Here is a 13,512-nt window from a genome sequence, read left to right on the forward strand (position 1 = left end):
TATAAATGAGCGACATGAGAATGATGGGTGCCTTTTCAGGCATCGATATGAGTATGATTGAAAAAATAATGGAGGCCGAAGCGGCTAAAGGCGTCCGTTTTACCCAGCAAAAAGAACAGTACACCAAGTCTCAAAATGCCTGGAGAGACATGAACACCCGCCTGGATTCTCTCTATAAGCGTCTGGAGGATCTGCAGAAACCCGATACCTTTAACTCTAAAGCCGTTAATATGGCAGGTCCAGAAAACATTAAAGTTGAGGCTACAACTACTGCTGCAACAGGCAATTACCGGGTACAGGTACAGCAGCTGGCTACTCAGACCAGGTTGACGGGAAGTCGTGTCGATACTGGGGGAGATATTCGCTCTGCACTCAGTAAAAGCGGCACACTGGAATTGAATCTGGACAATGATCGTACATTTTCTATCGATATTACAGAAGAAGACAGCTTGCGTTCCATCAGCGAAAAAATAAACAGCTCGACAGATGATACAGGGATTCGTTCCTCCATCGTCGATAACCGCCTCATCCTGAGTCATATTGAATATGGTGAAAAGAGCCTTAGTGTCGGAGGAAATCTTGCTGATGATCTGGGTTTTAATGGAGTAACGGCTGATATCGGGCGCACAGCGCGCTTTACGATTGACGGTCTGGAAATTGAACGTTCGTCTAACATCATTGATGATGTGATCGATGGCACAACATTTACATTGACCAATGTGCACAGCGGAAGCGAATCAACACTCGTATCGGTGACAGAAAATCTGGATAAAGCCGCTGAGGCGATGCAGAAATTTGTCGAGCAGTACAATTCGACACAAAACTTTATCAAGTCACAGCTGAGCGTTGGAGATCCCTCAGCTTCCGGGAATCAGACCGGTACATTAGTTGGTGACGGAACGCTCATGCGTTTGCAGTCAACTTTGAGGTCGAAATTGACCAGTCAAGAATCACATGGGACTTCCATCAAGGGCCTTCAGGATTTAGGAATAACCGTAGATCGCAGTGGTACGGCCTCTTTTGACCGATCCATACTAGACACCAAAATCAGAGATAATCCTAATGAAGTTGGCCAATTTTTCTCTTCTTCTGAACGTATCAGTGAAGAAACTACTGATGAAGAGGGCAATGCAATATCTTCTACTCGTACAGAACGCAAAGGTTTTTCTCAGGATATGCGATCTTTCGTCAACCAGTATATCTCCAGCTCCAACGGAATCATCAAGTCCAGACGCGATACATATGACCGGATGATCCGGGATGTGAACCAGCGTATCGAACGCTTTGAGGAACGTTTGGAGATGAGAAAAGACCGATATATCCGTCAGTTTTCTGCTTTAGATACAGCAATGATGCAGGCGGAATCCCAGATGGACTTTATGTTCAGTCAACTGGGAATGAACCAAGGGAAGTAAGGAGGTCCTTTTAATGGCAACCGAAATACCAACATTGTTCCAACAGAAAAAGGACTTTCTTGAAACGATGCTGGACCGTTTAGTCCTTTGGGACCAGACAGCTGATTCAGCTCATGCTGTACTCAAAGAAAATCAGCAAACGATTGAAGAGATCATTAAACTGGACAAGTCTTTGTCCGAAGAAGAACTGGCCCAGTTCACGAAAAGACACCGTCCGCTGATGGAACAGGTTATTGGGGTCCAGGAACAGCTGATCAAAGTTATCTGCGAAGAAAAAGAACAGTTGAATGACCAGATGAAACAAGTGAACCGTCGGGAGAAAGTGGTCAGTCACTATATGGATAAAGAAGAGTCGCTGTTTGTCGACCGTCAGGTATAGGAGAGATAAAATGAGTTATTCATCTGCTGCTAAAGTATATAAAAAGAATCAAATTGAAACAGCTTCACCCAAACAGCTCGTAGTCCTGCTTTATGAAGGAGCAATCAAGTTTATCCGATTGGCTGAACTGGCTGTTGAAAAAGAAGACTTCAATAAGGTAAATACTAACATGATCAAAGCACAGGATATTGTGACCGAACTGATGGTGTCACTGAATGACCAGAATGGGGAGAACCAGATCGCCAATGAACTGCAGGCGCTGTACTCGTACATACTGACGCAACTCATTCAGGCCAATTTAAATAAAGACCAGTCAAAGATGTCAGAGATACGTCACCTGATGTCGGAATTATTGGAAGCATGGGCCAGCATTTGATGCTGGCTTTTTTATTTAGGGAATAAATATTAGATTATTAAAATTCGTTATATTTTGTAGTTAAGGATAATATATATGTAGAGGAGGTTCATTTAGAGGCATAAAATCGTACGATTTGAAGGCGTGTTCACAAAAATGTCACAGATTATTTATGCATTTAGTTAAAATTTTGTGACAAAAAAATTAGTTCTAAATTAACATTATACATCACAATACAATTCTATCAGAATGCCTATAAAACATTGTTTTGATAGCGATACAATAGACGAACATCTTTTATACAGAGTTACGATTGTGTTATAAATACATCAAAAATTATAAATATCGAATTAAAGTCTTTAATCTTTACGTAATCTTTGCAAAAAAGGGTATTGCGAGTATGTTAGTACTTATATAAAATTAATCTTGTCGTTAAACAGGTAGAATAATTATTCAAAAAGAAAGGTGTGGTGAGAGGATGTTTATTGGTTCACAGGCACATTTGATTAAAAATGCACTGGATGCCTCGTCCATGCGCCAAGAAATGATTTCGTCAAATATAGCTAATGTCAATACCCCTGGTTACAAAGCCAAGCGGGTTGAATTTGAAGACGTGCTAAAACGCACGATGGACGGATCGGGTATGAGAGGGACGCATGAAAGGCACTTTGGTAGTGATGACTTGACTTCAGTGAGGCCAGAAATCCGGATGCAAAAAGGCAACCGAATCAATGAAAATGGCAATAATGTCGCGATTGACACCGAGATGGCGGAACTGTCTGCCAATGCCATCTACTACCAGGCCCTAACTACCCAGTTAAGCAACCAGTACGGAACGATCCGTTCGGTCTTGCGGTAAAGATAAGGAGAGATGAGCATGTCCATATTTAATTCTATGCAGATCAATGCTAGCGGACTGACCCTTGAACGCTTCAAGTTGGATACGGTCTCCACTAATATTGCCAATGTCAATACAACCCGAACAGCAGACGGCGAAGGGCCCTATATAAAGCAAACGGTTGAGTTTGAAGAAGCCCTGAAACGGATGAGTGGGGGTTTAAATGGTGAACGAGCAGCTAGAAGTGCCGGCGTCCGCATCACCGGTCTGGAAGCCGATCCGGGAAATGTGCGCATCGTGTTTGAACCCAATCATCCCGATGCTGATGAAGACGGTTATGTCGTATATCCAAATGTCGACATGGCTGATGAAATGGTCGATATGATGACCGCAATCCGAACCTATGATGCCAATGTTACAGCCATTAACAGCAGCAAAGATATGCTGAAGCGTGCGTTGGAGATCGGGCGGCAAGGATAAAACCTAATAGAGAACAGGAGCCAAGCAGTTGAATAATCCCATAAATCCGCTGAGCACTCAGATGATGAATCCCATAAATCAGACAGTCCAGCGACAGACTTTACATAATACAGAAGGTAAGGGTGATGCCTTTACCGCCTTGCTTAAAGATTCTCTGGCCTCTCTGGAAACAAAGCAGAGTGAATCAGCCCAGGCTGTGCAGTCCCTGATCGATGGATCAGCTGATGACCTGCATTCAGTCATGATCAAAACAACGGAAGCCCAGCTCTCTCTGGAAATCGCAGTGCAGATGAGAAACCGTGCACTCGAAGCATATAATGAAATCAAAAATATGCAGTTTTAAGTACAGACGAACAGAGTAGAGGGAGAGTCATAAATGAATAAAGTAAAAGAAATCGGCACATCGATCAAGGATGGCTGGCTTCAGCTTGATGAAAGCAAGCGCAAGCGGCTGGTTATTTTAGTGACAGCGGCTTTGGTTTTACTAGGAACGCTCGGCTACTTTACTCAGCGCAGTCAGTATACCGTCTTGTTTTCCAACCTGGAAGAAGCCGATGCCGGAGCGATCGTTGAAGATCTGAAAGCCCAGAACATGAATTACCGCCTGGAAGATAACGGGACAACGATCTTGGTCGATGAACGAGATGTCGACAATTACCGAATCGATCTGGCCGTCAACGGACTAATGCCGGAGCGGTCTACAGGTTTTGAAATATTTGACAATACCAACATGATGACAACGGATGATGACCGTCAAATCATGTATCAGAGAGCACTAACCGGTGAACTGGAACGGTCGATTTCCTCGCTCCAGCAAGTGGATACAGCTAAAGTGATGCTGTCTCTGCCGGATGACAGTATTTTTCAGAATCCGGCCTACCGGAGTGAAGCATCCGCTTCAATTGTTATTCAGACAAGAGGAACCGTTTCCCAGCAAAACATTCAGGGGATCGCCTCGCTGGTGACCGGTGCTGTTGAGAACTTACCGATGGAGAATGTTCAGATTGTTGATACGAGCGGCAATCTGCTCAGCGGCTTTATGCAAGCCGGTGGAGATGCCTTCAGCTCTTCTGACTTTTCAACCAACCATCAAAACATAAAGCGGAGCTACGAGCAGGATTTGGAAGAACGTATCTTATCTTTACTGGCCCCTGTCTATGGCTACAACAATCTTAGAGTCGTCGTGAATGCCTCGATGAATTTTGACAGAGTCGAAGGTGAATCGGTGGAATATTCAGCGCCAATGACGGAAGAAGGAGACGAGAACCGTGAAGGTTTGATCAGGAGTCAGACTGAGAGTTTTGACGGCGCCAGAAATATGGTAAACAGTCTGATTGAGGGTGGGGAAATGCCACTCGCTGAAGACGAAGACTCCGAACTGTCTGCATCCATGGACCGCACAGTCAACTACGAACTGGACCAAGTCACTGAGCGCTATGTCAGAGCTCCGGGTGTGGTTGAGGCAGTGAATGCCTCAGTTGTTGTGAACCAGAATTCAGGCGTTGTCCCTGCAGCCAACCAAATTAACGGGATTGTCAGCCGGGCTTTAGGTTTGGATGATCAGGCTGGGATTACACTGGCCGGTGATGTTTCGGTAGAGATTCTGCCTTTTGCTGAGAGTGATGATGTTGCGCTTGGAGGCGGAGAGGGTCTGCTTTCCAGCTTGCTTTCATTCCTGAGATCCAGCTGGCTGTATATGGCTTTGGGACTGGTATTGCTAGTATTCGCTATTGCTATCTTGACCCTGCTCAAACGTGGCCAGGAGGATGTAGAAGAAGAAATCAACATGGATACCGAAACTGAAACGGTCGTACCAGAAACGACTCCAATAGAAGAAATAGACAAGGAAAATGAAGCACTTCAGCAGAAAAATAAAGTGATGAGTGAAAAAGAAGACCTTGTCCGTCAGCAGGCTAAGGAGAATCCTGAACTGGCCGCTGAGCTGATGAAAGTCTGGTTAAAAGACAAGTAAATGTGAGTGAGAGGATGAGCAGATGTGACGGAAACAGCGGCTAAAACAGCATCCAAGCCGATGGACGGCATCCGTAAAGCTGCCATATTCATGATTTCGCTGGGGCCTGAGACTTCAGCTCAAATCATGAAGCAGCTGCCTGACAAATATATCCAAAAAGTCAGTTACGAGATCGCCAATATTGATCACGTGAGTCAAAAGGAAAGAGAAGCAATCGTCAACGAGTATATGGAAATGTCCCAAGCCAGAGAATATATTCTTGATGGGGGGATCGATTATGCCAAGAATTTGCTGAATAAGGCCTTAGGTACCCAACGTGCCAAAGAAGTGATTGACATGCTGAACCAGATCCAATTGCGGGAGCGTCCCTTCAATATTGCCCGCAAGGCAGACCCGGCTCAGCTGACCAATCTGCTGCTAGGCGAACAGCCGCAAACTGTTGCTTTGGTGCTCTGCTATATGCAGCCGGACAAGGCGGCTCAGATCCTGGTCAATTTCCCTTCGGAGAAACAGTCTGAGATTGCCGAGCGAATCGGAACAATTACCAGTACTTCCCCAGTGGTGATTGAACGCATTGAGAAAGTGATCGAAAGCAAGTTTGCTACATATATAGAAAACGATACCGAACATGTCGGTGGCGTGAATGCCCTGGTTGATATACTTAATCAGGTCGGCCGGACAACCGAAAAAACTATTGTCGGCGAACTGGAAGTTCGTCAGCCGGAATTGGCTGAGGAAATCAAAGCCAGTCTCTTCACCTTTGAGGATATTGTGTCGCTTCAAAAAGGAGATGTTCAAAAAGTGCTCAGAGAAGTCAAGCAGGACGATCTGGTCTTGGCACTCAAAGGCGTCTCCGACGAGCTGCGTGATTATATCTACGAAAACCTCTCTACCCGTGCGGTCGAGACACTTAAGGAAGACATGCAGTTCCTCGGACCAGCTCGTCTGTCTGCGGTTGAAGAAGCCCAACAGAGCGTGGTTACCGTTATTCGCCGGTTGGATGAACTGGGAGAGATCTACATTATGAGAGGTGATCAGGATGCTATCATCGAGTAGAATCATCAAATCTGTCAAAGCGTCTTCGGGAGAAGTCACTGACTGGGTCATTGATACCGCATATGATTACTTGCCGGAAGAAGAGCTTGAACAGGATGTGACCTTCGATGAAGCCACTCAAAAGCTGAAAGAAGCTAAGCAGAAAAGCAGTCAGCTGATTGAACGGGCTCAGACAGAAAAAGAAAAACTGATGGAAGAAGCCCAGCAGGAGATTGACGAACTGAAGCAAAAAGCCTATGAAGAGGCCTATGAAAAAGGGCAGAACGCCGGTTTTGAACGGGGTTTCAGCGAAGGCCAGAGTCAAGGATTTAAAGAAGGACAGATAGCCAGCCAAGAACTTTTAAATCAGGCCAGACAGATGATCAGAGCCGCTCAGCTGGATATTGAGCAGTATATTGCGGCTAAGAAAGAAAGTCTGCTGTCACTGTCGGTCCACATGGCAGAAAAAATAGTGCAGGAACAGCTGGACTTGACACCGGACGGTATTTTGGAATTGGTTCATCCCATCCTGCATCAGCTGGACCGCAAGGAGGATTATGTCAGTATAAGTGTCCATCCTTCTAAACGAAAGACGATACGGGACAGTATACCGGACCTAGAAAAGAACTATCCTGGTGTCCGTTTTGTAGTGTTTGGCGATGATGAAATCGATCCCCTAGGATGCATCGTAGAAAGTGCCCATAAGTTGGTCGATTTGCAGGTCAAGAAGCAGTTGGAAGCAATGGTCGAGGAAATGAAAGAAAGAGAACGTGAGATGTAGATGATCGATATACCTTTTGAACTCTACCATGAAACACTCAATAAAAAACATACCCGACTGAAACATGGAAAAGTCAGCCAGGTCATCGGCCTGATCATCAAAGTCGATGGGCTGGATGCCTTTGTCGGTGAAGTATGTGAAATCGAGATCCGTTCCAAAGAAAAAACAGTTTTGAGTGAGGTGGTGGGCTTTGTAGACGAAACCGTTCTGCTCATGCCTCTGGATGATCTGGACGGAATTGGACCAGGCTGTCTTGTACGCCCGACAGGCAAAGCGTTAAAAATCGAAGTCAGTGACGCCATGCTCGGAAGGACGTTTGACGGTCTGGGCCGTCCCTTGAGCACGGAGCAGCTAAAAGACACAGCGACTTATGCTGTCCACCGGGCATCACCCAACCCGTTTGAGAGACCCAGGATCGAAGAAATCATGCAGACAGGTGTCAAGGCGGTCGATGGTCTACTGACAGTCGGCGTCGGCCAGCGCATGGGCATCTTTGCCGGGTCCGGGGTTGGAAAGTCAACCCTTTTAGGGATGATGGCCCGCTATAGTGATGCCGATGTCATTGTTATTGGTCTAATTGGTGAGCGTGGACGGGAAGTCCTAGAGTTTATTGATAACGACTTGGGACCGGAAGGCTACAAAAAGTCTGTTGTCGTGGCAGCGACTTCGGACCAGCCGCCGCTGGTGCGTCTGAAAGGGGCTTATGTCGCGACGGCAATCGCTGAGTACTTCAGGGATCAGGGGAAAAACGTTGTGCTGATGATGGACTCGGTTACCCGGGTGGCTATGGCCCAGCGTGAAATCGGACTAGCTACCGGAGAACCGCCAACTACTAAAGGGTATACGCCTTCAGTCTTTACCGTTTTGCCCAAGCTTCTCGAACGTAGTGGAAATGCCCTGACCGGCTCCATCACGGCCTTTTATACTGTTCTGGTGGAAGGGGACGATATGAATGAACCGATTGCCGATTCTGTCCGCGGTATTTTGGACGGACACATCATTTTGTCCAGGCAGATGGCCTCCGAAAACCACTATCCGGCTATCGATGTGCAGAACAGCTTGAGTCGTTTAATGAAAGAACTGGTGACGGAAGAGCATGTCGAAGTGGCTGGAAAAATGAGAGAGAACCTGGCTACGTACCGTGAGTCGAAGGATCTAATTGACGTGGGGGCCTATAAGCAAGGGTCCAATCCGATGGTAGACCAAGCGATACGTCTGAATCAGCCGATCAAGTCCTTTCTAAAGCAGAAAACCAGTCAGGCCTTTACCTTTGAGGACACGGTCGAGGCCATGAAGACCGTATTAAGCAATCAGACGCTCAGATAACAGGAGGTTAGTGCATGAATCCTTACCGTTTCTCAATGGAAAAAGTACTCGACTGGCGCTCCGATCAGGAAGAAGCCGCTCAGCGCTTTGTCAAAGAAAAAGAAAGCCAGCTGGCTTTGGAACAGAACAAGCTAGAACGGATCCTGTCTGAGAGCAGGCGGATCAAGAACGAGAACTTGTTTAATCAGGGGATCGACCATCTCAAACGCCACAGCCTTTATAAAGATATGCTGGATGACAGGATCATCAAGCAGAAACTCAGTATGCAAAAAGCCCAAAAGGAACTGGAAGCGGCACAAAGCGCTTTGCAGCTTGCTCATCAGGACAAGAAAGTCATGCAGAAGCTCGAAGAAAAGGAACAGTTCAAGTACAAGGAACTGGTAAAGAAAAAAGAGCAGTCCCAACTGGATGAGATTTCAACCTTGAGTTTTGGGCGTCCATCTGTTTTATAACGTCCTATGTGACCTTATTGAAAGGAGGTGAGAAAGTGGAGATCAGCGCATTTAATCATGTGTCAGGGCACACGCCTAAAGTATCTGACTCTTTATCTACAGAAGATCAGGATTTGTTTGAACAAACGTTAAGCCTTCAGAGAATACTAGAAGGCAAAAACAATAAAGCATCGGCTGATTCCTACTCTAACTTGTCCCAAAGTAAAGAGGAAAGAGAAGTCGGTGAAGACGAAAAGATCGATTCAGAAGAGAAAGAAGAGTCTTTTACCCTAGTCGATCCTTTCCTGACATGTTCAATTTTCAGTGAAGCGACCTATTCTTCAATAACAACTGATTTACATAAAGAACAAACATTTGGAGAAGCGACGACTGGCGAGCTGGAAGAGGTATTGAAGTCACTTCAGGGTTATGGCCAAAAAGTAAAGTCTGTGACCGTCCTGAGCGATGAGCTACTGGAAACAGGCGAGATGAAAGAAGCAGGGCCGGAATATGTCCAAACACATCAGTCAGCGCAAACAGTTTTACCAGCAGAAAGTATCGGTGAAGAACACAACCACCAGATCCATACGCGTTCAAGTCAATTAGACGCGGTTGCGAGTGTTTTAGCGGGTGAGGAGTTAGAGTATACAGCTTCATCAGGTATGAACGCTTTGAATTTAGACTTCAGTCATGACCTGCGAGCTATGTCAGATGCAAACATTTCAGGATCTATTAGCTCAACGGATGGAGCAGTTCAGGAAATCGTTCAAAAAGTCAAAGCGATACGTTCGAGTGATCCCCTGGGGCCAGCTGCTGAAGATTTGTCAAGTCCAGCTGCAAAAATTCAGGAAAACAGCGATTATGTATTTCTTGCTGAAGAGGTAAAGCCGGGCACTCTCCCAACTGATTATGAAATGAGGGCTGATTTAGCAGCGGACGTGCAAGACGTCTTAAAAGCAGGACAAACGTTTAATGAGCTAGCAACATCCAAAACGGAAGAAGATGCTGAGAAGATTATCTTTCAAATGGGAGAACAGACACCATCAGCGAGTACAGGTGTTTCACGTTCTGTTCTCACAGGTCCGCATAGGGAAGCCAGTCTGTCAGACTATAGTGAGCAGAATGTGAAAATGCTGGAAGAACTTGTCTTCGAAACAGTGACAGCTCATCCTGGCAAAAATGAATTTACGTCCAGACTGACTTTAACACCAAAAACGCTTGGCCAGGTTACGGTCGAGATGAAGCTGGATGAGGAAGGCTTGAGTGGTCGGCTGATATTCGATTCTGAAGAAGCCAGAAACTGGCTGGAGAACAATTGGCAAGAACTAAAACTGCCTCTGGAGTCAAAAGGCCTAAACCTGAATCATTTCGATTTTGTCTACGCTGAATCAACCTCAGCTGAATCGGCATTCAGTGATCAGTTTTCATTTTCACAGGGTTCTGAACAGTCTGACCGGGAGCGTCAGAAAACAGACAAAAAAAACAGAAAGTATACCGGTAATGTTAAGCAGAAGCAAACCAAGGTTCGAGCCTATAAACACAGCGGTTTGAACGGTCTGAATTTGTATGCTTGAGAGACAAGGAGACTAAAATGAATATTCCAAACAATATGATGATCGGATCACTCAGAGCAATCCAGCCTGAACAGGAGATGCGCAACAATTCCGATCTGGATATGGAGCAGTTTCTGTACATCATTTCTAATGCCATGAGCATGCCATCCTTTGACGGCCAAGGCAGTGGAGGGGGATCAGAAACTGATTATATTGGCCAGATGGTCCAGTTCGGTATGCTGAACGCGGTCAACGATCTGAATGAAACCATGCAGACCAGCTTGCTAATGAATCAGCAGCAGCAGGCGTTATCCTTTGTCGGTAAATCCGTCAAAATCGCTGATTCAGGTGATCAGCTAGTCAGTGGAACGGTTGATAAGGTCCGCTTTGACAACGGATATGCTACTTTGCAGGTCAACGGACGGACGTATCAGATGAACGACGTAATCGAGGTGAGTGAGTAACGTGCTTCAACCAATCAGAGGGAGTCAATCAGCAGTACCTGATGTATCTGTATCCAGAAAAGTGTCCGACAGAACAATCAATTCGGCTTTTCAGTCTTTCATAGAAGAAGCGATGCTAGATAAGACTCAGAAACATCCAGCAGTCACTTTTTCCAGCCATGCACAGAAACGGCTGGATCAGCATGGCTTTCAGCTGAATCAACAGGATCTAAACCGGCTAGAAGAAGCAGTAGAGACTCTCGAGTCCAAAGGCTCCAAACAGTCCCTGATTCTCTATGATGACTTGGCACTTATTGCCAGTATCAAAAACAGGACAGTGATCACCGCTTTAAAGTCAGATGAAATGAATGAAGTCACCAATATCGACAGTGTCATACACATCAATCAGAAAAGATAAAACGCATAAGCTGGACTGAAAAGAGGCTTTTCTCTGATGACCGACAGATTCAGAGACGTTTACCAATAGGAGGAAAACACATGTTAAATTCACTTTATTCAGGTATTACAGGAATGAAAGGTCAGCAGACCAAAATGGACGTTATCGCCAACAACATTTCAAACGTCAATACGACGGGCTACAAGTCTCAGCGTGTCCGTTTTCAAGATATGATCTCACAGATGAATGCCAACGCCCAAGGCGCCAACAATAACGGCCGTGGAGGGATCAACGCCCAGCAAGTGGGTCTGGGAACACAAGTTGCGACTACTGATGTCATGATGGGCGGGGGATCCCTGCAGTTTACCGGACGTAACCTGGACTTTGGTATCCAGAATGGAGACAATTCTTTCTTTGTCGTAAGTGAATCAGGAAATGCAGGAGAGCCTATGCAGTATACACGAGATGGGGGATTTTATACTGACACTAACGGAAACCTGACAACTTCTAATGGATTTCGTGTCATGGGTTATAGTGCGGGAACACCGGCCAACGTGAACGGGTTTAATGCCGCTAACTTAACCGGGCAGGCCGTGGGTCCTTTATCCATACCGGAGACGATTCCTAACCCTGCCGGAGGAGGAGTCTTAACCATTCAGGATTATAGTATTGATAATACGGGGACAATTTTAGGTACTTACAGTAACGGTGAGGCTTACGTTTTGGGTCGTATCGCCCTGTCCAACTTCGCCAACCCGGATGGTCTGGAAAAAGTAGGGGATAATATGTATAATTCCTCTGCCAACTCAGGTCAGCCGACTTATGGCGGCCCTTCAGACGACGGTTTTGGAACAATCCGCTCAGGCTTTATGGAAATGTCCAATGTGGATCTGGCCACAGAATTTACAGAAATGATCGTTGCCAGCCGTGCCTACCAGGCCAACTCGCGCAGCATCACTACCTCCGATGAAATGCTGCAGGAACTGATCAACTTAAAACGTTAATGACTCGCTGACAACGGGCAGATCTTAAGGTCTGTCCGCTTGTCTGAATGATCATTTGGAAAGAGGCTATGTATGATACCACTGCGTACCGTAACTGGAAAAGAGTTTTATTTGAACAATGACTGTATTTTAAAGATCGAACGGGATTACGACACGATCATCACTCTGGTCGATCAAAAGACGGTAAGAGTGATGGACACCCCTGACGAAATTGCGGAGAAAGTATTGGCATACAAGGCCAAGATCTATAAATCTACGAGGGGGATATAAGAAATGAAACGAAATTTATTGCCCATCATCGGCCTGTTAATGGGTATTGGACTAATTATCAGTGCCATGGCGACCAACGGTTCACTGGTCCGCTACTTTGATGTCCCGGCTTTGATCATCACACTTGCCGGTTCTTTTTCAGCCTTGCTCATTAGCTTTCCGATGCAGGCCCTAAAGAAAGTTCCAGCCTTGTTGAAAATGCTGATGTTTGCCCCAGATGATGACCGGATGGCTGTGGTCGACAAGATTACTTTTCTAGCTAAAAAAAGCCGGACCGAAGGGATTTTGGCTATTGAAGCGGAAATTGATAATCTTGAGAACACCATGCTGATTCATGGGATTGAGATGGTCGTTGACGGAAACGATGTCGATACAATTGAAGATATTTTGAATGTGGAACTGGAACAGACTGAAAGCCGGCACTCGGTGGGTCAGGAAGTCTTCCTGAAATGGGGCGAGTACGCTCCGGCTTTCGGGATGATCGGGACGCTGATTGGTCTGATTGCAATGCTTGGAGATCTGCAGGATCCTTCCCTGATCGGAACGGGCATGGCGACAGCTCTCTTGACGACTTTTTACGGCAGTTTCATGGCCAATATGGTCTTTCTGCCGATTGCCAAGAACCTGGAGATGCAGACAGCCAATGAAATGAAGACCAACGAGATGATTATTGAAGGTGTTCTGGCTTTGCAAAGAGGGGACAACCCGCGAATCATCGAGCAGAAGCTTAAGAGTTTCTGTTCACAGAAAGATATGAAGGCAGCTAAGGAAAAAAACACGGATGCTGTAGCTGTTGCAGAAGAGTTTTAAAAGAGTTTATTAGCCGTTCAATA

Annotated in this window: 17 protein-coding genes; all 17 read left to right on the forward strand. The window is 45.8% G+C overall.

Annotated elements, in window-relative coordinates:
• The first annotated feature begins 5 nt into the window (after nucleotides 1-5).
• The 17 genes from fliD to ADIAL_RS09620 all read left to right on the forward strand — a co-directional run bounded on the left by fliD (nucleotide 6) and on the right by ADIAL_RS09620 (nucleotide 13,489).
• Nucleotides 6-1,415: a flagellar filament capping protein FliD gene (gene fliD / locus ADIAL_RS09540; protein WP_034302979.1), complete on the forward strand. Its 1,410-nt coding sequence runs from the start codon at nucleotides 6-8 to the stop codon at nucleotides 1,413-1,415.
• A gap of 13 nt (nucleotides 1,416-1,428) precedes the next feature.
• On the forward strand, nucleotides 1,429-1,794 hold the full coding sequence (locus ADIAL_RS09545) for a hypothetical protein (protein WP_034302981.1): 366 nt from the start codon (nucleotides 1,429-1,431) through the stop codon (nucleotides 1,792-1,794).
• Between the two features lie 10 nt (nucleotides 1,795-1,804).
• The gene (gene fliS / locus ADIAL_RS09550; protein WP_034302983.1) at nucleotides 1,805-2,170 is read left to right on the forward strand and encodes a flagellar export chaperone FliS; all 366 of its coding nucleotides are present in this window, start codon (nucleotides 1,805-1,807) and stop codon (nucleotides 2,168-2,170) included.
• Nucleotides 2,171-2,627: 457 nt separating this feature from the next.
• Nucleotides 2,628-3,008, forward strand: a complete 381-nt coding sequence (flgB, locus tag ADIAL_RS09555) for a flagellar basal body rod protein FlgB (protein WP_034302985.1) — start codon at nucleotides 2,628-2,630, stop codon at nucleotides 3,006-3,008.
• Between the two features lie 18 nt (nucleotides 3,009-3,026).
• Nucleotides 3,027-3,467 (forward strand): flagellar basal body rod protein FlgC, encoded by a 441-nt coding sequence (flgC, locus tag ADIAL_RS09560; RefSeq protein ID WP_034302987.1) that lies wholly within the window; start codon nucleotides 3,027-3,029, stop codon nucleotides 3,465-3,467.
• Nucleotides 3,468-3,495: 28 nt separating this feature from the next.
• Nucleotides 3,496-3,810 carry a flagellar hook-basal body complex protein FliE gene (gene fliE, locus ADIAL_RS09565; RefSeq protein ID WP_034302989.1) on the forward strand — a complete coding sequence of 105 codons (315 nt, stop codon included), beginning with the start codon at nucleotides 3,496-3,498 and terminating at the stop codon, nucleotides 3,808-3,810.
• A 33-nt stretch (nucleotides 3,811-3,843) separates the two neighbouring features.
• The gene (gene fliF, locus ADIAL_RS09570; RefSeq protein WP_034302991.1) at nucleotides 3,844-5,439 is read left to right on the forward strand and encodes a flagellar basal-body MS-ring/collar protein FliF; all 1,596 of its coding nucleotides are present in this window, start codon (nucleotides 3,844-3,846) and stop codon (nucleotides 5,437-5,439) included.
• Nucleotides 5,440-5,499: 60 nt separating this feature from the next.
• On the forward strand, nucleotides 5,500-6,495 hold the full coding sequence (gene fliG / locus ADIAL_RS09575) for a flagellar motor switch protein FliG (protein ID WP_034303444.1): 996 nt from the start codon (nucleotides 5,500-5,502) through the stop codon (nucleotides 6,493-6,495).
• Nucleotides 6,479-7,255, forward strand: coding sequence for a FliH/SctL family protein (locus ADIAL_RS09580; protein WP_034302993.1), 777 nt, complete (start codon nucleotides 6,479-6,481; stop codon nucleotides 7,253-7,255). The genes fliG and ADIAL_RS09580 overlap by 17 nt, the downstream gene beginning before the upstream one ends.
• Nucleotides 7,256-8,581 (forward strand): flagellar protein export ATPase FliI, encoded by a 1,326-nt coding sequence (gene fliI, locus ADIAL_RS09585; protein WP_034302996.1) that lies wholly within the window; start codon nucleotides 7,256-7,258, stop codon nucleotides 8,579-8,581.
• Nucleotides 8,582-8,595: 14 nt separating this feature from the next.
• Nucleotides 8,596-9,033 (forward strand): flagellar export protein FliJ, encoded by a 438-nt coding sequence (fliJ, locus tag ADIAL_RS09590; RefSeq protein WP_034302998.1) that lies wholly within the window; start codon nucleotides 8,596-8,598, stop codon nucleotides 9,031-9,033.
• 35 nt (nucleotides 9,034-9,068) lie between these two features.
• The gene (locus ADIAL_RS09595) at nucleotides 9,069-10,586 is read left to right on the forward strand and encodes a flagellar hook-length control protein FliK (protein WP_034303000.1); all 1,518 of its coding nucleotides are present in this window, start codon (nucleotides 9,069-9,071) and stop codon (nucleotides 10,584-10,586) included.
• A gap of 17 nt (nucleotides 10,587-10,603) precedes the next feature.
• Nucleotides 10,604-11,029, forward strand: coding sequence for an FLgD tudor-like domain-containing protein (locus ADIAL_RS09600; RefSeq protein ID WP_051503848.1), 426 nt, complete (start codon nucleotides 10,604-10,606; stop codon nucleotides 11,027-11,029).
• Between the two features lies 1 nt (nucleotide 11,030).
• Nucleotides 11,031-11,426 carry a TIGR02530 family flagellar biosynthesis protein gene (locus ADIAL_RS09605; RefSeq protein ID WP_231492161.1) on the forward strand — a complete coding sequence of 132 codons (396 nt, stop codon included), beginning with the start codon at nucleotides 11,031-11,033 and terminating at the stop codon, nucleotides 11,424-11,426.
• Nucleotides 11,427-11,506: 80 nt separating this feature from the next.
• Nucleotides 11,507-12,409, forward strand: a complete 903-nt coding sequence (locus ADIAL_RS09610; RefSeq protein WP_034303002.1) for a flagellar hook-basal body complex protein — start codon at nucleotides 11,507-11,509, stop codon at nucleotides 12,407-12,409.
• Between the two features lie 72 nt (nucleotides 12,410-12,481).
• Entirely contained in the window at nucleotides 12,482-12,679 is a 198-nt protein-coding gene (locus tag ADIAL_RS09615; protein WP_034303004.1) for a flagellar FlbD family protein, read from the forward strand.
• A 3-nt stretch (nucleotides 12,680-12,682) separates the two neighbouring features.
• Nucleotides 12,683-13,489, forward strand: coding sequence for a motility protein A (locus ADIAL_RS09620; RefSeq protein ID WP_034303006.1), 807 nt, complete (start codon nucleotides 12,683-12,685; stop codon nucleotides 13,487-13,489).
• The last annotated feature ends 23 nt before the right edge of the window (nucleotides 13,490-13,512 follow it).

It is taken from the genome of Alkalibacterium sp. AK22 (genome assembly GCF_000585255.1).
GTDB lineage: Bacteria > Bacillota > Bacilli > Lactobacillales > Carnobacteriaceae_A > Alkalibacterium.

Coding starts and splice junctions, on each gene's coding strand:
- ADIAL_RS09600 (WP_051503848.1), top strand. CDS start 10,604: ATGAATATTCCAAACAATATGATGATCGGATCACTCAGAGCAATCCAG.
- ADIAL_RS09615 (WP_034303004.1), top strand. CDS start 12,482: ATGATACCACTGCGTACCGTAACTGGAAAAGAGTTTTATTTGAACAAT.
- fliG (WP_034303444.1), top strand. CDS start 5,500: ATGGACGGCATCCGTAAAGCTGCCATATTCATGATTTCGCTGGGGCCT.
- ADIAL_RS09545 (WP_034302981.1), top strand. CDS start 1,429: ATGGCAACCGAAATACCAACATTGTTCCAACAGAAAAAGGACTTTCTT.
- ADIAL_RS09620 (WP_034303006.1), top strand. CDS start 12,683: ATGAAACGAAATTTATTGCCCATCATCGGCCTGTTAATGGGTATTGGA.
- fliD (WP_034302979.1), top strand. CDS start 6: ATGAGCGACATGAGAATGATGGGTGCCTTTTCAGGCATCGATATGAGT.
- flgB (WP_034302985.1), top strand. CDS start 2,628: ATGTTTATTGGTTCACAGGCACATTTGATTAAAAATGCACTGGATGCC.
- fliI (WP_034302996.1), top strand. CDS start 7,256: ATGATCGATATACCTTTTGAACTCTACCATGAAACACTCAATAAAAAA.
- ADIAL_RS09610 (WP_034303002.1), top strand. CDS start 11,507: ATGTTAAATTCACTTTATTCAGGTATTACAGGAATGAAAGGTCAGCAG.
- flgC (WP_034302987.1), top strand. CDS start 3,027: ATGTCCATATTTAATTCTATGCAGATCAATGCTAGCGGACTGACCCTT.
- fliJ (WP_034302998.1), top strand. CDS start 8,596: ATGAATCCTTACCGTTTCTCAATGGAAAAAGTACTCGACTGGCGCTCC.
- ADIAL_RS09580 (WP_034302993.1), top strand. CDS start 6,479: ATGCTATCATCGAGTAGAATCATCAAATCTGTCAAAGCGTCTTCGGGA.
- fliF (WP_034302991.1), top strand. CDS start 3,844: ATGAATAAAGTAAAAGAAATCGGCACATCGATCAAGGATGGCTGGCTT.
- fliS (WP_034302983.1), top strand. CDS start 1,805: ATGAGTTATTCATCTGCTGCTAAAGTATATAAAAAGAATCAAATTGAA.